The 17,546-nt window shown below is 68.6% G+C and carries 17 protein-coding genes and 1 pseudogene; 13 read left to right on the forward strand and 5 right to left on the reverse strand.

Annotated features, from left to right (window positions below; all coding sequences use genetic code 11):
* Positions 1–31: 31 nt before the first annotated feature.
* From Pph01_RS31420 to Pph01_RS31430, 3 genes are all read left to right on the forward strand, one after another.
* Entirely contained in the window at positions 32–2,422 is a 2,391-nt protein-coding gene (locus tag Pph01_RS31420) for an ATP-binding cassette domain-containing protein (protein WP_239117157.1), read from the forward strand.
* A gap of 103 nt (positions 2,423–2,525) precedes the next feature.
* Entirely contained in the window at positions 2,526–3,614 is a 1,089-nt protein-coding gene (locus tag Pph01_RS31425; protein WP_204076808.1) for a hypothetical protein, read from the forward strand.
* 377 nt (positions 3,615–3,991) lie between these two features.
* Positions 3,992–5,854: a hypothetical protein gene (locus Pph01_RS31430; protein WP_204076809.1), complete on the forward strand. Its 1,863-nt coding sequence runs from the start codon at positions 3,992–3,994 to the stop codon at positions 5,852–5,854.
* A gap of 86 nt (positions 5,855–5,940) precedes the next feature.
* Here Pph01_RS31430 and Pph01_RS31435 read toward each other — a convergent pair whose 3' ends face one another.
* On the reverse strand, positions 5,941–6,534 hold the full coding sequence (locus Pph01_RS31435; RefSeq protein WP_204076810.1) for a dihydrofolate reductase family protein: 594 nt from the start codon (positions 6,532–6,534) through the stop codon (positions 5,941–5,943).
* Positions 6,535–7,211: 677 nt separating this feature from the next.
* Between Pph01_RS31435 and Pph01_RS31440 the strand changes: the two genes are divergently transcribed.
* The 3 genes from Pph01_RS31440 (at position 7,212) to Pph01_RS31450 (ending at position 10,731) form a co-directional block, all read left to right on the forward strand.
* Positions 7,212–9,269: a P-loop NTPase gene (locus Pph01_RS31440; RefSeq protein WP_204076811.1), complete on the forward strand. Its 2,058-nt coding sequence runs from the start codon at positions 7,212–7,214 to the stop codon at positions 9,267–9,269.
* Between the two features lie 186 nt (positions 9,270–9,455).
* Positions 9,456–9,821, forward strand: coding sequence for an aspartate/glutamate racemase family protein (locus tag Pph01_RS31445; RefSeq protein ID WP_204076812.1), 366 nt, complete (start codon positions 9,456–9,458; stop codon positions 9,819–9,821).
* A gap of 184 nt (positions 9,822–10,005) precedes the next feature.
* The gene (locus Pph01_RS31450) at positions 10,006–10,731 is read left to right on the forward strand and encodes a DUF4232 domain-containing protein (RefSeq protein ID WP_204076813.1); all 726 of its coding nucleotides are present in this window, start codon (positions 10,006–10,008) and stop codon (positions 10,729–10,731) included.
* Between the two features lie 282 nt (positions 10,732–11,013).
* Here the strand turns inward: Pph01_RS31450 and Pph01_RS31455 are convergent, their stop codons facing one another.
* Positions 11,014–11,397 carry a hypothetical protein gene (locus tag Pph01_RS31455; protein WP_204076814.1) on the reverse strand — a complete coding sequence of 128 codons (384 nt, stop codon included), beginning with the start codon at positions 11,395–11,397 and terminating at the stop codon, positions 11,014–11,016.
* A 100-nt stretch (positions 11,398–11,497) separates the two neighbouring features.
* Between Pph01_RS31455 and Pph01_RS31460 the strand changes: the two are divergent.
* Positions 11,498–12,153, forward strand: a pseudogene (locus Pph01_RS31460) (response regulator).
* 31 nt (positions 12,154–12,184) lie between these two features.
* Here the strand turns inward: Pph01_RS31460 and Pph01_RS31465 are convergent.
* Positions 12,185–12,772, reverse strand: a complete 588-nt coding sequence (locus Pph01_RS31465) for a TetR/AcrR family transcriptional regulator (RefSeq protein WP_204076815.1) — start codon at positions 12,770–12,772, stop codon at positions 12,185–12,187.
* Between the two features lie 188 nt (positions 12,773–12,960).
* Between Pph01_RS31465 and Pph01_RS31470 the strand changes: the two genes are divergently transcribed.
* The 4 genes from Pph01_RS31470 to Pph01_RS31485 all read left to right on the forward strand — a co-directional run bounded on the left by Pph01_RS31470 (position 12,961) and on the right by Pph01_RS31485 (position 14,606).
* Positions 12,961–13,332, forward strand: a complete 372-nt coding sequence (locus Pph01_RS31470; protein WP_204076816.1) for a DUF2218 domain-containing protein — start codon at positions 12,961–12,963, stop codon at positions 13,330–13,332.
* Positions 13,333–13,401: 69 nt separating this feature from the next.
* Positions 13,402–13,743 (forward strand): hypothetical protein, encoded by a 342-nt coding sequence (locus tag Pph01_RS31475; RefSeq protein WP_204076817.1) that lies wholly within the window; start codon positions 13,402–13,404, stop codon positions 13,741–13,743.
* A gap of 69 nt (positions 13,744–13,812) precedes the next feature.
* Complete coding sequence (locus Pph01_RS31480; RefSeq protein ID WP_204076818.1) at positions 13,813–14,247, forward strand: hypothetical protein; 435 nt, start codon at positions 13,813–13,815, stop codon at positions 14,245–14,247.
* Positions 14,247–14,606 (forward strand): cupin domain-containing protein, encoded by a 360-nt coding sequence (locus tag Pph01_RS31485; protein WP_204076819.1) that lies wholly within the window; start codon positions 14,247–14,249, stop codon positions 14,604–14,606. The genes Pph01_RS31480 and Pph01_RS31485 overlap by 1 nt, the downstream gene beginning before the upstream one ends.
* 92 nt (positions 14,607–14,698) lie before the next feature.
* Here the strand turns inward: Pph01_RS31485 and Pph01_RS31490 are convergent, their stop codons facing one another.
* Positions 14,699–15,187 (reverse strand): lamin tail domain-containing protein, encoded by a 489-nt coding sequence (locus tag Pph01_RS31490; RefSeq protein ID WP_239117158.1) that lies wholly within the window; start codon positions 15,185–15,187, stop codon positions 14,699–14,701.
* 163 nt (positions 15,188–15,350) lie between these two features.
* On the reverse strand, positions 15,351–16,088 hold the full coding sequence (locus tag Pph01_RS31495; RefSeq protein WP_204076820.1) for an SDR family oxidoreductase: 738 nt from the start codon (positions 16,086–16,088) through the stop codon (positions 15,351–15,353).
* Between the two features lie 98 nt (positions 16,089–16,186).
* Between Pph01_RS31495 and Pph01_RS31500 the strand changes: the two genes are divergently transcribed.
* Both Pph01_RS31500 and Pph01_RS31505 read left to right on the forward strand, forming a co-directional pair.
* Positions 16,187–16,660, forward strand: coding sequence for a MerR family transcriptional regulator (locus Pph01_RS31500; RefSeq protein WP_239117159.1), 474 nt, complete (start codon positions 16,187–16,189; stop codon positions 16,658–16,660).
* Positions 16,661–16,760: 100 nt separating this feature from the next.
* The gene (locus tag Pph01_RS31505) at positions 16,761–17,405 is read left to right on the forward strand and encodes a dihydrofolate reductase family protein (protein WP_204076821.1); all 645 of its coding nucleotides are present in this window, start codon (positions 16,761–16,763) and stop codon (positions 17,403–17,405) included.
* Positions 17,406–17,546: the final 141 nt, after the last annotated feature.

Raw genomic sequence — 17,546 nt, forward strand, 5'->3', positions numbered from 1 at the left:
AAGGCGGCCTCGCCCAACAGATGGAGACACGATGAGCATGGCCTCGAGAACGGACTCGCAGTCGCCTGCGCTACACGTTGCCGACAGCCACGATCTGATCCGCGTGCACGGCGCACGCGAGAACAACCTCAAGGACGTCAGCGTCGAGCTCCCCAAGCGCCGCCTGACGGTGTTCACCGGCGTCTCCGGCTCGGGCAAGAGCTCTCTGGTGTTCAGCACGATCGCCGCGGAGTCCCAGCGGATGATCAACGAGACCTACAGCGCCTTCGTGCAGGGCTTCATGCCGACGCTGGCGCGGCCCGAGGTCGACGTGCTCGACGGGCTGACGACCGCGATCATCGTCGACCAGGAGCGGATGGGCGCCAACCCCCGTTCGACGGTCGGCACTGTCACCGACGCCAACGCGATGCTGCGCATCCTCTTCAGCCGGCTCGGGCAGCCGCACATCGGCTCGCCCCAGGCGTTCTCCTTCAACGTCGCCTCGATCAGCGGAGCGGGTGCGGTCAAGCTCGAGCGCGGTGGGGAGGTCGTGAAGGAGCGGCGCGAATTCAGCATCACCGGCGGCATGTGCCCGCGCTGCGAAGGCATGGGCAGGGTCTCCGACATCGACCTGTCCCAGCTGTACGACGACAGCCTGTCGCTCAACGAGGGCGCGCTGACGATCCCCGGCTACAGCATGGACGGCTGGTACGGCCGGATCTTCAGAGGCTGCGGCTTCTTCGACCCGGACAAGCCGATCAGCAAGTTCACCAAGAAGGAGCTCCACGACCTCCTCCACAAAGAGCCGACCAAGATCAAGATCGAAGGCATCAACCTCACCTATGAGGGGCTGATCCCGAAGCTGCAGAAGTCGATTTTGTCCAAGGACAAGGAGGCACTGCAGCCGCACATCCGTGCCTTCGTGGAGCGGGCGGTGACCTTCGACACCTGTCCCGAGTGCGGCGGCACCCGGCTCAGCGAGGCGGCCCGGTCGTCGCGGATCGGCGGGATCAACATCGCCGACGCGTGCGCGATGCAGATCAGCGAGCTGGCCGAATGGGTCCGCGGCCTCGACGAGCCGTCGGTGGCGCCGCTGCTCGGGAAGCTGCATCACACCCTCGACTCGTTCGTGGAGATCGGGCTGGGCTACCTCTCGCTCGACCGGCCGTCGGGCACGCTTTCGGGCGGCGAGGCGCAGCGCACCAAGATGATCCGCCACCTCGGGTCGTCGCTGACCGACGTCACCTACGTCTTCGACGAGCCGACGATCGGGCTGCACCCGCACGACATCCAGCGGATGAACGGCCTGCTGCTGAGCCTGCGCGACAAGGGCAACACCGTGCTGGTCGTGGAGCACAAGCCGGAGGCGATCGCGATCGCCGACCACGTCGTCGACCTGGGCCCCGGCGCGGGAACGGCCGGCGGCGAGGTGATGTTCGAGGGCACCGTCGACGGGCTGCGGGCCAGCGGCACCGTCACCGGCAGGCACCTCGACGACAGGGCCGCCCTCAAGCAGTCGGTGCGGACACCGGCGGGAGTGCTGGAGGTGCGCGGTGCCGCCACTCACAACCTGCGGGACGTCGACGTCGACATCCCGCTCGGCCTGCTGGTGGTGGTGACGGGCGTCGCGGGGTCGGGAAAGAGCTCACTCATCCACGGCTCGGTCTCCGGCCGGGATGGTGTGGTGTCGATCGACCAGGGAGCGATCAGGGGCTCGCGGCGCAGCAACCCGGCGACCTACACCGGCCTGCTCGACCCGATCCGCAAGGCCTTCGCGAAGGCCAACGGCGTGAAGCCGGCGCTGTTCAGCGCCAACTCCGAGGGCGCCTGCCCCGGCTGCAACGGCGCCGGCGTCATCTACACCGACCTGGCGATGATGGCCGGTGTCGCCACCACCTGCGAGGAGTGCGAGGGGAAGCGGTTCCAGGCATCGGTGCTGGACCACCACCTCGGCGGCCGCGACATCAGCGAGGTGCTCGCCATGTCGGTGACCGAGGCCGAGGCGTTCTTCGGCACCGGTGAGGCGCGCACGCCGGCCGCGCACGCCATCCTCAAGCGGCTCGCCGACGTCGGGCTCGGCTACCTCAGTCTCGGCCAGCCGCTCACCACGCTGTCCGGCGGCGAGCGGCAGCGGCTCAAGCTGGCCACCAACATGGCCGGCAACGGCGGCGTCTACGTCCTCGACGAGCCGACCACCGGCCTCCACCTCGCCGACGTCGAGCAGCTGCTCGGCCTCCTCGACCGGCTCGTCGACTCCGGCAAGTCGGTCATCGTCATCGAGCACCACCAGGCGGTCATGGCGCACGCCGACTGGATCATCGACCTCGGCCCCGGCGCCGGCCACGACGGCGGCCGGATCGTCTTCGAGGGCACACCCGCCGACCTCGTCGCCGCCCGCGCCACCGTCACCGGTGAACACCTCGCGACCTACGTCGGCTCCTGACCCGAACCCTCGCGGAACCCTGCGACGCGTGCCGGCCAGGCCCGGCCACGCGTCGTAGGGTTCGGACGGCAGTCACACTCCTTTTCCCCCGGAGAGCACGCACGTGAGCACGCAATCGCACAGATCCCCGTCGGCCTGGCGCGACGTGCGTCGTCACCTCAACGAGCACCGTCACGAGCTCGCACGTGCCGCCGACCGGCTCTATCCGGACGTGCCCAAGGTCGGATCGACACATCTGCTGACCAGGCAGGCATGGACGCCGGCTCAGCCCATCGAGCTGCACAGGATCGGCCTGCGATGGATCGACCGGCCTTCTCCCGTGGCCGTGACCGGTCGTGAAGTGGAGGCCGTGTCCGTGCTTCCGCCGGGCATCTCCTCGTATGCCGAGGCGATGGAGGCCCTGGACAGGCCCCGGCTGTTCGAGAACCGCACGTGCTACCGCCTGCTCGACGTGGCCTGGCCGGAGATGAGTTTCACCCGCGGCCACTATTTCGACGGGGTCGACGTCGGCGAGACCGTCGCCCACGAGTTCGCCTCGGCCCGGCTGCTGAACGAGACCGAGCTGCCTTTCCGCGGACTCGTCGCCGATCCCACGTCCCTGAGCTCCCGGGTCGCGCTCCCCGCGGTGTCCATGCTGACGTTGCGGCGCGACAGCCGTACCGGGGACATGACGTTCGTGCTCCACTGGCGTGACCCCGCCCGGGTCGCGCACGGAGGTGGGCTCTACCAGGTCATGCCCGTCGGAGTGTTCCAACCCTCCGAGGAGGGCGCCCACGCGGAGACCGCCGACTTCGACCTGTGGAAGTGCGTGGTACGCGAGTACGCCGAGGAGTTCCTCCGGCGATCGGAGGTGTACGGCGACGCGTTCGACTACGAAACCTGGCCCCTCTACCGGCAGTTGACCGACGCCCGTGAGGACGACCGGCTGCGGTCGTTCGTCCTGGGCATCGGAGTGGACCCCCTCACCTTCGCCACGGACATCCTGGCGGTCACCGTGATCGAGGCGGACACCTTCGACGCCGTCTTCGGCGACATCGCCACATCGAACGAAGAGGGACGCGTCATCGGCGCGCAGGGCATCCCGTTCGATGACGACTCGGTGAGCCGGTACGTCCACGATGAGCCGATGCAGGCGGCCGGCGCGGCCGTCCTCGAACTCGCCTGGAAGCACTTCCGGACCCTCGAGTCCTGACCGCGTCGGTCTCTTCTCTCGTCTCACTCCCTCGCTGCTTCGCTGGCTGACGAGACACCCTCTGGTCAAGGCTTGCGCGCCGATGAATTCCTTGAGCCGACGAGAAAATCTTCGGTGTGTACGGCTTTGGGGCGTCTGTGGCCGCGCATTCAGGTCGCGTTCGCTGCCCGGCAATGTCATACGCACACGATCGGACCGATCCAATTCGGGTTGATTCATATGCGAGTCGACTGATTACCCGATCCCGTCATTTTCTCCGGCATTTCAGCGGCGAATTCCACTGAATCGCCGGACCGTTTCCTGACCCCTACTACGGGCTACCGGGCCGTCCACTGGATCCCGACACACCTCGATCCGACTCTGCACAAGGAGTTCTCGTGAAGCGTGTTCGTGTCCGCAAAAGCAGGGCCTTACAGGCTCTGGCCTTGACCGCTTTCCTGTCCGCCTCTCTGGTGTCTCCGCTGTCGCCGACCAGCGCCGCGGAGGCCGCCGCCGCCGTGCTGCCGAGCCCGCCGCTTCCGGCGGCGACAATCGCGGTCTACTCCGGGAGTTACGGCGACAACGTGTGGCCCGCCGACGGCCGCTACAACGCACCCACCATCAGCGCCGACGGCAACACGATCGCCTACACCTACACGGACTGGAGCCCCGTCCACTCCGACTACAACGCGTGGCGGACCCACGGCATCGTGCTGAACCGGAAGACCGGGACGTCCGTCTGGCTCCCTGATCTCAACCAGGAAGCCCGCGTCCAACTCAGCGAAGACGGCAGCAAGGCGGTCTACCTCACCCGATGCCGTGCCTCGTGCGGCCCTCAGCTGTACGTCAGGGACATCGCCACGGGAGTCGAGACCCGGCTGGATGTGCCCGACGGCACGAAGCAGAACTCTGTGGGCGCGGTTTCCTACGACGGGGCGCGCACCGTCGTGTACCGGTCGGGGCTGCCTCAGGTGCCGGGAGCGGGATCCAACCAGTGGTACCTACGCGACCTGGTATCCGGAGACGTCAAACTGCTGAGAGATCCTCATGCCCCCGCGTACATCGCCGGGCTGACCAGCTTCGGTTCGGCGGTCAGCCCTGGGGGCCGGTTCATCGCGATCAGTTGGATGGATGCGAGCGGTGAATGGGTGTCGGTCCACGATCAGGTGACCGGGACGTACACGCGGGTGACGCAAATCTTCTCGGGGGCGGTCCACGGGGGGTTCACCTCGATCGGCGGCATCAGCAACAGCGGCAAGCTGGCGTTCATCACCGAGGAACAATTGGTGCCCGAGGACACCGACACCTTCGCCGACGCCTACGTCAAGGATTTGGTGACCGGGACCGTCACCCTGGCGCCCTTACAAGGCTCAGTCCCAGTGGACGCCACCATCACTGCGAACGGCCGGTACATGCTCTACAGGCAAGACTCCACCGGTTATGTGCTCTGGAATCTCGAGACGGACACGAGGCGGTTCCTGACCGGCATGGACGGACAGCGGTCCTCCGTGTGGGGAGACAGCAACGGTCCGGTGTTGTCCCGCGACGGCCGCTACCTGGCGACGCGCACCTCAACCGAAGTGCGCGAGGGGGGCATCGCTCTGCGTGACCAGGCGCAGGACTGTGCGGGTGACTTCGCGACCATCACGGGCTCCGGCACCATATACGGCTCCCCCGGGGACGACGTCATCTACGGGTCGCCCGGCTCGGACACCGTCTACGGCTATGGCGGGAACGACGTGATCTGCGGGATGGGCGGCGACGACGTCATCGACGGCGGTCCGGGCGCGGACGCCCTCTACGGCGGCGACGGCGACGACCGGATCGAGGGGAACGAGGGTGACGACGTCGTCGAGGGCGGTGTGGGCGCCGACAGCATGAACGGCGGCACCGGCACCGACGCGCTGCTGTACCGCTACGCCACCTCCGGCGTCGACGTGAGCCTGCAGCGGGTGACTCCCAACGGCATGCCGGGCGAGGGCGACCAGGTCTTCAACGACTTCGATCAGATCTACGGCACGGCCTACGACGACACCATCAGCGGCAGTGACGCCGGCGACACCCTGGTCGGCATGGGCGGCGACGACCTGCTGCTCGGCCAGGGAGGCGACGACAGGCTCTGGGCCGACGTCGGCAATGACGTCCTGGTCGGGATGGCCGGCGACGACTACCTCAACGGCGGGTACGGCACGGACTCCTGCGCCGGCGGCACCGGAACCAACACCTTCGCCGACTGCACCTACACCTCGAACGTCTCCTGACACCGGTTCCCCGGCGCGTCGCCCGGCATCGAGCACAGCTCCGTGCCGGGCGACGTCGCCGGTGGGCGGCCCGCAGTAGGGGGTCTTCAGGCAGAAGAGTCCCGGTACGTGGCGATGATCACGCCGGTCCCCGTCGTCGTGGAGTCGGCCAACCGCAGACCGGACAGGGCCGGCCCGGAGCCGGGGAACAGCCTGCGCCCCGTCCCCAGCACCAGAGGGTGGATCATCAGCACGTACTCGTCGACCAGGTGACGCGGCATGAGCGACTGGACCAGCCGCCCGCTTCCGAACACCACCAGGTTCTCCTCCAGTTCCTCCTTGAGCACGGCCACGGCGTCGGCGGCGTCTCCCTTGAGAAGGGTGGAGTTCTGCCAGGTCAGTGGTTCGGTCAGCGTGGTCGACGCGACGTACTTCTGGACGCGGTTCAGCGCCTCGGTGAACGGGTTCTGCCCCTGCTTGGGCCAGTAGTCCGCGAAACGCTCATAGGTGGTCCGGCCGACCAGAAGGGACCAGGTGCTCGACATCCGTGCGCCCATCGCCTCCTGCATGGCCGGGTCCTGACCCCGGTCGCTCGCCCAGCCGCCGTACGGGAAACCGTCACGGCGATCCTCGTCGGGGTGTCCCGGCGCCTGCATCACACCGTCGAGCGTCAGGTGTTCGATGACGATGACCTCGCCCATGATGTCTCTCCCTCAGCCGGCCGCCGGATCGTCCGGCGTTCTCGCCGTCTACACGAACGGCCGGGCGACGGATCGACAGAGGCCGTCATCCGATGACAAGGCCGAGGAGTCCGAGGACGGTGCCGAGGGGGGAGACCCTGTGACGGCGTAGAGCAGTTGCACCGCCGCGGCTCCCCACCGGCCGGTCGCGACCAGCCAGTTCGGAAGGTGCCGGCCCAGGCCTGAACCGAGGCCAGGGCGAGGGCGACGGTGAGCAGCCGCAGTCCCGTGGCCATCAGCGCGATCCGTCCTCCCTCGTGGAGAGGCACTCCGCGCATCAGCTGGTTGTAGCCCGTCGCGGCCAGGACGACGGCGCAGAAGGCTCCGATCCAGCATGCGGCCCAGTAGGCGGGCCACGACGCGGCCGGCCGCGAAGGTGCGGAGTCGATACCGGTCGCAGGCATGGTCGCGGTGGTCATGAGGCCTCCTGTCAGCGGGCACATTCAGATTGCCGCTTTCCAGTCAGCTGCCGTATCGGGCGAGACCCGGAGCCGTACGACTGTCCGGTAGCCGGCCCAATCACCGTCTACTTACTGCTCACAGCTGGGACGGAAACGTGCCGCCGCCAGGCGGTATCCGGTTCATATGCTTGAGCCCCCATTCGTGACCATGGAAAACAGGAAGCTAAAGTCGAGGCCATGTCTTCGGGGGGAGCGAACAAGCCGGGGCTGCTGGGACGGCGGCTGCACGGCGCGCGAAAGGCCGCTTTCGTGGGGCGGGCGGAGGAGTTGGCTCTCTTCGGTTCGGTGTTGTACGGCGGCGGCTGCAGTGTGTTGTGGGTCCACGGGCCGGGGGGCATCGGCAAGTCCACGTTGCTGCGCCGGTTCGCCCATGAGGCGGCGCGTTCCGGGCGCTCGGTGGTCATGCTGGACGGGCGCACTGTCGCGGCCTCGCCTGACGCGTTCGAGGCCGAGGCCCTTCCGGTGCTGCATGACGAGCGGACGGTGCTGCTGATCGACACCTTCGAGCGCATCCAGGGGCTGGAGGGCTGGTTTCGGGAGCGGTTCCTGCCCCGGTTGCCGGTCGGGGCGCTGGTGGTGGTGGCGGGCCGGACTCCGCCGGACATGACATGGCAGGCCGATCCCGGCTGGGCGGACGCGCTGGAAGTGGTCACGCTGCGGGAGTTGGCCACCGATGATGCCCGCGCGTTGATGGTCGCCCGTGGAGTGTCGCTGGATCTGCATGAGCCGTTGCTGGCCTTCGCCGGGGGCAATCCCCTGGCGTTGTCGCTGGGCGCGGCGGTGGCCGCCAAGGATCAGCAGGCCAGCGCCCGCTGGGCGCCCGATCAGGACGTGGTCGCGACCTTGCTCGACCAGTTGGTCGGCGACGTCCCCTCCACAGCGCATCGGCAGGCGCTGGAGGTGTGCGCGCACAGCTACATGACCACCGAGGATCTGCTGCGTGCGGTCGTTCCCGGCGACGTCGCGCCGTTGTTCTCCTGGCTGCGGCGGTTGCCTTTCGTCGAGTCCACCGCGCTCGGCCTCCACCCGCACGACGTGGTGCGAGAAGTGCTGGAGGCCGATCTGCGCTGGCGCGACCCACAGGGGCACGCCACCATGCACGAGCGCATCCGTGCCCACCTCAATGACAAGGTCTGCACAGCCGCCGATCACGACGTGCTGGCCGCCGCCGGATCCCTGTGGTTCCTGCACCGCCGCGATGCCATGATCTCCGCCTTCCACACCTGGAGCGCCCGGGGCGAGGCGCAGGAGAGCCCCTTCCGCCCGGAGGACATCGACGCGTTGATACGCGTGGCGACCGCCGCCGACAACGAGGAGTCGGCGGCTCTGGCCGCCTATTGGGCCGAACGGCAACCCCAGGCATTCCGCGTCTACCGGTGGACGGAGACCGGCGAGCCCGTCGCCTTCTGTGCTTGGCTGAGTCTGGAAGAACCGGACGACGACGAGATCGCCGCCGACCCGGTCGTCGCGGCCGCCTGGGCGTACGCCCGCGCCACCGCCCCGCTGCGCGCAGGCGAACACCTCGCCATCGGACGATCCTGGATCCTGGCGCCCTACCGGGCGAGCTCTCCTGTGACGGATCTGATCCAGTGGCGTGGCGTCGGCCATTGCCTTCGCGCAGAACGCATGTCCTGGTCCTTTGTGGTCAAGCAGGATGCGGACTTCTACCGTGCCCTTATGCGCCACTACGACCTGCACGAGATCGCGGAACGGCCGCGCCTGGGCGAGTGCGAGTACGGCGTCTTCGCCCACGACTGGCGTGCGGTGCCTGTCAAAGCATGGCTCGACCGCCTCAACAGGCTCCAGGAGCATGGATCGCGGGAGCCGGCCGACCTGGCATCCACCACCCTGGCCGTGCTCTCCCAGGACGAGTTCGCCGATGCCGTCCGCAACGGACTACGGCGCCTCGGTCACCCCAGCGCACTCGCCGCCAGCCCACTGGCCCGGACCAGGCTGATCGCCGAGCACTGTCAGCGCGATCCCGCCACGGCCCTGCGTCACGTGCTCGAGCGCGCCATCGAGCACCTGGGCGACGACCCGCGTGCACACAAGCTCCACCGGGCCCTGACCGTCACCTACCTCCGAGGGGCGCCCACCCAGGAAGCCGCCGCGGAGCGGCTCAATTTGCCGTTCACCACCTATCGCCGACACCTCACGACCGGGATCGAACGCATCTGTACGGATCTGTGGCACCGCGAACTCTACGGAACGGTGCGTGAGACCGCGGCGCGGTGATGGGACGCAAGGCAGGTCTCGCGTCGCCCGGCTAGCCGGTGGGCAGAAATCGGTCACCAAGTGGCATGGCGGATGGACACCCGTTCCCGGCATCGTCCTGCTCGTCAAGGCCACGGATCGGGGCTGAAGCACGCCCCGGCATCCGTGTGCCTCCCCGACGGGCAGGATCGGACTAAACGGACACCAATGCGTATTGTTGGCCTCATCGGTGGGCTCAGCTGGGAATCGACGCTCATCTACTACAAGTTCTTCAATCAGCGGGTACGAGAACGCCTGGGCGGCAGCCACTCGGCGAACAGCCTGATCTGGTCGGTCGGCTACACGATCGTCGAAGGCTGGATCTTCGCCGATCGCTGTGACGAGGTGAGCACGCTGCTGGCCGACGCCGGCGCGACGCTGGAGCGGTTCGGCGCCGACATGCTCCTCATCTCCGGCAACACCTTCAACCGTGTGACCGATCAGGTGGCCGAGGGCGGCTCAGTGTTCCCGAGCACCCGAATGGACGCGGAGGCGGCCGCAGACTTCGCCCTCGCTCCCGCCACCCATGCCTGACATGGCAGCCGACGGCCTGGGCGCGGGCCACGTGAGCCACTGCGCTACATTCTCGCCCGGCGTCCTGAACCGCCTCGGCCTGCCTGGCCGTACCGTGTCCGGACCCTGTTCGCCGAGCCCGTGTGCGATGGAGACCGGGCGCTCGGCAATCGTGATTCATCAACCCAGAGATCGGAAGTTCGTAGTGTCGCGACGTCGTACCACCCGCTGGACCGTCAACCGAGGAAAGGCGGTGGCGCTGCTCGTCGTCTACGGGGCAGTGATCCTCACCGGTATCTCGGCCTGCGGGTCCTCGTCGCCGGACGCCCCCGTGGCGGCGAGTTCCCCGTCGGAGACCTCACCGGTCGCGTCGACCCCGGCCGACGCCGTGCCGAGCACGAGCAAAACTCCGATCGCCACGCCGCCTGTCACGCGGCCTGCCACGCCGCCCGCCCCCGTCGACGACGGCACCCCCGCGGCGGCGCCGGCCTGCAAGGCGACCGACCTCAAGGTGACACTCACCGAACAGCCGCAACGACGTGAGGGCGACAGCCGGATGGCGCTCGTCCACCTGGTGAACACGTCCAGTCGCACCTGCAACGTGGGCGGCTGGCCAGTGATCGCGCTCGTGAACGCGGCCGACGAGGCGGTGACCGTGCCGACGAAGAATGTCGCCCAGCCGGGCAAGTCGGTGCCGGCCGACCTGACCTCGCGCGGGGGAGCGTTCGCCGGTATCAAGTGGTCGATCTGCGAAAAGGCGGCCGCTGACTGCCCGACCGGCAACACCGTGAAGGTCGGCCTCACGAAGGGCGGGCTGCTCGTGGTGGCCGCCCTGGAGGGCTTCCCGAACCCGGAGCAGTCCGGCCTCACCTTCGAATCGCTCCAGGTCGGCACGATTCAGCCGGCCGCCCAGGGCGTCGTCGCCTGGTGACCCGGGCCCCGGCGCGGGCGGTGCCGATCGCCCCCTGATCACGCGTCGCCCGCCGCTGGGCAATCATGGTTCTGTCGTCCACTGTGGACGGTATGGATCCCCGCCGAGGAGATGGCGTGGACAGGCGTACGGTTCCGCACCTGAACAGTCCGGACGCCCCGAGCCGATCCTGGCCGGGGCGTCCATGAGGGCTCGCATTGGCACGCCGTCAACACGGGGCCTCGCCCGAAGCGGGGCTTCCCGTCATCCACGAGAGGCGTCACTCCAGCAGGCTCGCCCGGATCACGCCGCGGTGACCCCGGAGCCGGCGGTCTCGGGCACTCCGGGCATCGCGGACTTCATGCCGCCGACCCGCCAGAGGCCGTACGCCGCGACAGCGGCGCCCAGGGCCATCACGCAGACGCTCACGACCTCGGGGACGCCGCCTGTGACGACGTTGTCTCCGACGATGCCGGCCGCGAAGAGAACGGGCGCGATGAACGAGGTCACGCCACGGCGCACCAGTGCGATCAGCACCAGCAGCATGGAGAGCATCCCCAGGAACACGTAGTAGGTCACCGGCACGGCCCACAGCCCTGGGCCCTGGAAGCGCTCCACGACGAATTGCTCCATCGCCGTCTGGTTCAGACCGGAGGCCCCGGTCTCGACCAGAACCAGGTGGAACATTGCGGGAGCGGGTCGCGATGTACGGCGGGCGGCTGCTGGCCGAACCGCGCGGGCCGGGATTCGTCGTGCACGCCGCCTTCCCGGCCACGGAGCGAGTGTCGTGATCCGGGTGCTCGTGGTCGACGACCAGTCGCTGGTGCGTGCGGGTGTCCGCTCCATCCTGGAGAAGCAGCCGGACATCGACGTGGTGGGGGAGGCCGGGGACGGGATCGAGGCCGTCTACCAGGCTCGGAGCCTGCGGCCGGACCTGGTGCTGATGGACATCCGGATGCCCAGGAAGGACGGGCTCACGGCCACGGAGGAGCTGATGGCCTCCGAGGCGCCTCCCCGCATAATCGTGCTCACCACCTTCGACGCGGACGAGTACGTCTACGCGGCGTTGCGCGTCGGGGCCACCGGATTCCTGCTCAAGGACATCTCCCCGGAGGACCTGGCCGCCGCCGTGCGCAACGCGATGTCCGGGGACGCGATGTTGTCCCCGCGGATCACCCGGCGCCTGATCGAATCCTTCGTACGAGCCCAGCGCCGGCAGGAGGGGTCCCGGAGCCGCTGCGCGGCCTCACCGGCCGCGAGCTCGACGTGCTCCGCGAACTGGCGACAGGGGCGACCAACGCCGAGATCGGGACCCGGTTGTGCCTGGCCGAGACCACGGTCAAGACCCACCTGGCGCGTGTGTTCGCCAAGCTACAGGTGCGGGACCGGGTGCAGGCCGTCGTGCTGGCCTACGAATGCGGACTGGTCCGTCCCTCGGCGTGAACTCCCGAGCGCGGCCGGACGCCTCGACCGGTTACCGGCCGGGCCTCGATGCCTCCAGCCCGGCCAGGGTGACGGCGACCAGGCGGTCGACCGCGTCCTGGCCGCCGACCGTGCCGGCCGCGGTGAGGGCGTGCAGGCAGTAGCCGGCCAGTTCGTCGGCCGCCACATCGTCACGGAGATTTCCGTCCTGAGCCGCTTCGGCGATCAGGTCTCGCACGAACTCCCGTAGCCGCTGCTGCGCGCGGTCGACGTGTTCGCTGTGGTGCAGCAGGACGGCGAGCTCACTGCCATGGTGGCGCGCCGAGTGGAACTGGATCTGCGCGAAGGTCCGCAGAGCGGCCCGTAGCCGTACGACCGCGGGCTCCGCCGGCTCGGCCGCCGCCGTGAGCCGGTCGAGATGTTCGGTGAGCCGGCGTTCGTGCCACGCGGTGAGGACGGCCTGGGCGTCGGGGAAGTACTTGTACAGCGTCGCCCGCCCGACGCCGGCGCGTTCGGCGATCTGCGACATGGTCAGCGAGACCAGCCCTTGCTCGTCCACCAACGCCGCCATGGCATCCAACGCGGCCCCCCGAACCGCCGTACGGTGCGCGTCGATCGTCTCGGTCCACAGTTTGGGCACGTCCCGATCGTACAGGCTGTTGTGTAGCGAGACATTTCGTCATTGTCATAGACAGAGTGTATTGATAAATTCAGGACCGGCGGGACGTCCGGGCTCGAACGGCGCGGTCAGCACGCCCGCGATGGCCGCAGGCCGTGAAAACCCTGAGGCCGGACTCCTCCACGACAGACGACCGGGAAAGGAACGCAATGCCGATCCTGCAAGCGCAGATCCAGACCACACGGGCCGGCCGCTACCTCGTCCAGTTCTGCAAGCACGCGGCCGCCATGGGTGGCGGCCACGCCGCTCGGACGCATGCACACGGGTCGGCGGCTCATCGAGAGGTGCAGGTGGCCGCCGAGTGGTCGGATACCAGCGGAACCGTCACCTTCACCCCATGGGGCCAATGCACACTCGTCGCCGAGGCCGACGGTCTGACGGTCCGCATCGAGGCGCCGGACGAGGAGGGCATGATCCGGATACGCGACGTCGTCACCCGCGACTTCGATCGGTTCGGCCGCCGCGACTCGGTGACGGTGACGTGGCAGCGGCCTGGTCCCGAGATCCCCGATCGAACGTGAGGCGGGAGATGGGGGCCCTGGCCATCAGGTGGTTGCATCCATGTCGACACCCTCATACGCTTTTAGCCGGTGTCGCAACTACTGGAGGTCGCCGTGATCATGAGGACCTGGCGTGGTTGGACGCGGGCCGAGGACGCCGATGCCTACGCGGCCTACCTGATGGAGACGGGCCATCCGGGTTACACCTCGACGCCGGGCAACCGAGGCGTCACCTTCACCCGCCGCGACGACGGCGACCGGGTCGAGTTCCTGCTGACCTCCATCTGGGACTCCTGGGAGGCGGTCAGGGCCTTCGCCGGCCCCGATCCCGAGCGCGCCGTTTTTTATCCCCAGGACGACCGCTTCCTGGTCGACCGCGAGCTGACCGTCGACCACTACGAGGTCTTCGCCGTCGGACAGGGGACGGTGTGAGGCTGGGGGACCTTGGCGATTCCCCGCAGGGAATCGCCATGCCGCAGGCCGGACTCCAGACTGCTGCGCATGAGCAATCCACTCGATGTGAAGCAATGGGGTCACCGATATGTCGCCCAGTGGAACGAGCCTGATCCGGAGACGCGTAGCGCGCTCATTCGCGAGTTGTGGGCCCCCGACGGGATCCAGGTGCTGGTCGATCCACCCGAGACGATCCGTGACGCCGCATCGGCTCTCGCGTTTCCCGTGCCGCCGCTGGAGGTCCGCGGCCACGACGCGTTGGACGCCAGGGTGACCCGGGCCTACGAGATGTTCGTCGCGCCGGGCGAGCACGTCTTCGAAGCCGCCGAAGAGCCTGTGCTCCTTCTGCCCAATGTGCTCGCGCTCCGGTGGTCGATGGTGTCGGCCCGTACGGGGGAGGCGGTCGGCGGCGGCCTGGACATCCTGGCCCTGGACGGCGAAGGCCGGATTCGCGCCGACCACCAGTTCATCGGGGTGAACTGATGCGATTCACCAGGATCGTCCGGACTGGGGACGGCGGGTCGGCCTTCGAGGACGGCGAGATCGCGCTCGAACGGCGCAATGTCGCCGACGGGGTGCCCGCGATGGCGGTCGGCGGGCTGTCGTCGAGCGGCGGCGTGCAGTACCTGCGCAGTGCGGCGTTCGACAGCAGCGCGCATCCGGCGCCGCGTGAGCAGTGGGTGGTGATGTTGCGCGGGACGATCGAGGTGACGGTGAGCGACGGCAGCCGGCGTCGCTTCGGCCCCGGTGACCTGGTGCTCGCCGCCGACACCACGGGAACGGGGCACGTCACGGCCGGTGTCGGCGACCCGCCGTTCGAGGCGCTGTTCATCCCCGTCTGATCGGACGGCTCGCGGCCGCTGGCGGCAGGAGTTCACGAGCTCCGAGGAACCCCGCTCACCAGGCGAGCGGGGTTCCTCATGCCCGGCAGGGCTCAGCAGGCCTTGGAGTAGACCGTCGACTTGGACTTGTAGGAGCAGGAGTCCTTCAGCGTCCCGGACGCGTTCCGCAGGTAGGCGGTGTCCGAGGTGTTGTTCCAGATGTAGGCGAAGGTGCCCTGGGTGCTGCTCCTGCCCCAGTACCGGTTGGTGGAGGTGTTCTTGCCCTTGCCGGTCCGCACGGTGACCGTCTTGCCGGCGCCGAGGGTGAACGTGCCGAACTTGAAGATGTGACCCGAGGCGGTGCTCTGCTTGTCGCGGAGGGTCCAGCCCTTGAGGCTGACCGCCTTCTTCGTGGTGTTCTTGATCTGTACGTACTCGCCGTTGAGCTTGGCGTTCGTGACAGGAGTGTCCGAAGTGCGGCCGTACGAGTTGTAGTAGATCTTGGTGATCTGGATGGCCGGGCCCGCCGCGTAAGCGGGCTGGGAGATGACGACCGCGCCGATGCCCAACGTGGCGGCCAGCAGCAGAGAACGAACACGCACAGGAGGCTCCTGAGGTGGGGGATATGTCCAGGGAGTCGATCGTAATGATCGTAATAGTTCCCGATGGACCGTTCCTGCATCGCTTTGGTATCTCTAGTTGCGTTTTGCGTGCAGGCCTCGCACCGCTGCCCTCTGTGCGACAAGCGATCTGAAGCGGGGCCGTTCAGCTGTTCCTGTCGCGCAGCCAGCGCTCGAACTCGACGGCGACGATGCGCTCGTCATGTACGCCGGCCGCGTCGTCGGACGCCAACCAGACGATGGGCGGGCCCATCACCGCGGGTTCCAGGAACCCATGGCCCTCGGACGCGGAGTCGAGGGGCAGCATCCCCGTGACGGTCGCGCCGCCGGGCAGCAGCAGGTTGACGGTGACACCCGTGTCCCGCAGGTCGGCGGCCATGATCCGGGACAGCGCCTCGCTGCCGGCCCGCGACGGCCCGTAGGGGACGAACCCGGCTCGGTGCATGGTCGACCGGTTCACCGAGATGTTGACGATGCGGCCGCCGCCCGCGGCCAGCATCCGCGGCGTGACCTCGCGCGCCACCAGGAAATAGCCGGTCAGGTTGGTCTCGATGACCGCGCGGAAACCGTCGACCGGCACATCCCAGAAGCTCAGCGGGTGCGTCATGAAGTGCGGGTTGACCGTGCGCATGCCGATCCCGGCGTTGTTCACCAGCATGTCGACGCCGCCGAGCGTCGACCACGCCTGGTCGACCGCCTTGGTCACCGACGTCGCGTCCCGCACGTCCATCTCGATGCCGACGGCCCTCGGCAGCTCGGCGGCGACCGAGCTCGCACGACGGCCGGATCGGCCGGTCAGCGCGACCGTCGCTCCCGCCGCGGCCAGGGCGGAGGCCATGGCGAGTCCCAGTCCGCTCGTCCCACCCGTCACCAGCACCTTCATCGGGAGACCTCCATCCTGCGAACGGCCCGATCGGGCCGGTCGGCCGCGGCCTTCAGCGGCGTCCAAGTACTCATGACCTCGACGTTAGGATTTAGAGCGTGCTCGAAGTCAAGCCGCAGCCGGAATCCGCGCCCGATCGCTCCGGCCCCCAGACGGGCGTGAGCATCGCCGAGGCGGCCCGTCGCACCGGGGTCAGCATGCACACCCTGCGCTACTACGAACGCGCCGGCCTGGTCGTCACCCCCGTCGACCGCACCACCGGGGGCCGGCGGCGCTACCAGCAGCTCGACCTCGACTGGATCACCGTCTGCACCAGGCTGCGGGCCACCGGAATGCCCATCAAGACCATCCGGCGCTACGCCCAGCTCGTATCCGCCGGATACGGCAACGAGCAGGAGCGACTCGCCCTCCTGGAGGCGCACCGCGCCGACGTGGCCGCCAGGCTCGCCGAGATACGGGAGAACCTCACGCTCATCGACCACAAGATCGACGTCTACCGAGGCCGGCTCGCCGCCGGCGACGCCGACCGGTTGTGGGCGCCCGTCCGCCGAGCGCAGGGGTACTCCGACTGATCCGGCGCCCACCGCGGATCGTCCCCGTCGCAGCGATGAGTCTGCCGGCGCCCACAGGTCTACCTCCCGACCGAGACAACCGATTCATCGGGAGTAGGGCATGGGCCTCATCCACATCGAGCTGTTCGCAACCCTCGACCTCGTCGGGCAGTCGCCCGGCGGCCCCGAGGAGGACCCGGTGGGGTTCCCGTTCGGCGGCTGGCAGGCGCCCCTGCTGGACGAGGTCGCCGGGGCGCAGGTCGGTGCCGCGTACGAGGGCACGGACGCCCTCCTGCTCGGCCGGCGGACGTATGACATCTTCGCCGCCTACTGGCCGCACCAGGAGGGCGGCGAGGACAACGAGATCGCCACGCTCTTCAACGGCGTCCCGAAGTACGTGGCCTCCCGCGGCACGCCCGACCTCTCGTGGGCCGGGTCCACGCGGCTCGGCCCGGATCTGGCCGGCGCGGTGCGCGAGATCCGTGACCGGCACGAGCACGTGAAGGTCGTCGGGAGCCTGAACCTGGTGCAGACCCTCCTGCGCGAGAAGCTCTTCGACCGTCTCGACCTCTGGGTGCACCCGATCGTGCTCGGCGTCGGGAAGAAGGTGTTCGACGGTGGCGCGGTGCCCACGAACGTCACACTCCTCGAACCGCCGGCAGCCGGTCCGAAGGGCACCGTGTACCTGCGCTACGGGCTCGCCGATGGCACGCCCGGGACGGGGGACATGAGCGCACCCGATCGCGGTGCCGGGCGCGACGACTGAAGCCGCCCCGCGCCAGGTGGGCCCGTGTCGTCGGCGGTGAATCAGCCAGGTCGGCATTCCGTCACGGCGTCGGCTGTTCGAGGTGCCGACGCCGTGACGAAGTGCCTCGCCAGAGGGCCGCCGCCGTCATGCGATGGTCTG

Origin of the sequence: Planotetraspora phitsanulokensis (assembly GCF_016863295.1) — a bacterium.
GTDB lineage: Bacteria > Actinomycetota > Actinomycetes > Streptosporangiales > Streptosporangiaceae > Planotetraspora > Planotetraspora phitsanulokensis.

Excerpts from the sequence above, each read along its gene's own strand:
- Pph01_RS31420 (WP_239117157.1), top strand. The coding sequence starts at position 32 with ATGAGCATGGCCTCGAGAACGGACTCGCAGTCGCCTGCGCTACACGTT.
- Pph01_RS31435 (WP_204076810.1), bottom strand. The coding sequence starts at position 6,534 with ATGGGCGAGGTCATCGTCATCGAACACCTGACGCTCGACGGTGTGATG.
- Pph01_RS31440 (WP_204076811.1), top strand. The coding sequence starts at position 7,212 with ATGTCTTCGGGGGGAGCGAACAAGCCGGGGCTGCTGGGACGGCGGCTG.
- Pph01_RS31445 (WP_204076812.1), top strand. The coding sequence starts at position 9,456 with ATGCGTATTGTTGGCCTCATCGGTGGGCTCAGCTGGGAATCGACGCTC.
- Pph01_RS31455 (WP_204076814.1), bottom strand. The coding sequence starts at position 11,397 with ATGTTCCACCTGGTTCTGGTCGAGACCGGGGCCTCCGGTCTGAACCAG.
- Pph01_RS31470 (WP_204076816.1), top strand. The coding sequence starts at position 12,961 with ATGCCGATCCTGCAAGCGCAGATCCAGACCACACGGGCCGGCCGCTAC.
- Pph01_RS31480 (WP_204076818.1), top strand. The coding sequence starts at position 13,813 with ATGAGCAATCCACTCGATGTGAAGCAATGGGGTCACCGATATGTCGCC.
- Pph01_RS31485 (WP_204076819.1), top strand. The coding sequence starts at position 14,247 with ATGCGATTCACCAGGATCGTCCGGACTGGGGACGGCGGGTCGGCCTTC.
- Pph01_RS31495 (WP_204076820.1), bottom strand. The coding sequence starts at position 16,088 with ATGAAGGTGCTGGTGACGGGTGGGACGAGCGGACTGGGACTCGCCATG.
- Pph01_RS31505 (WP_204076821.1), top strand. The coding sequence starts at position 16,761 with ATGGGCCTCATCCACATCGAGCTGTTCGCAACCCTCGACCTCGTCGGG.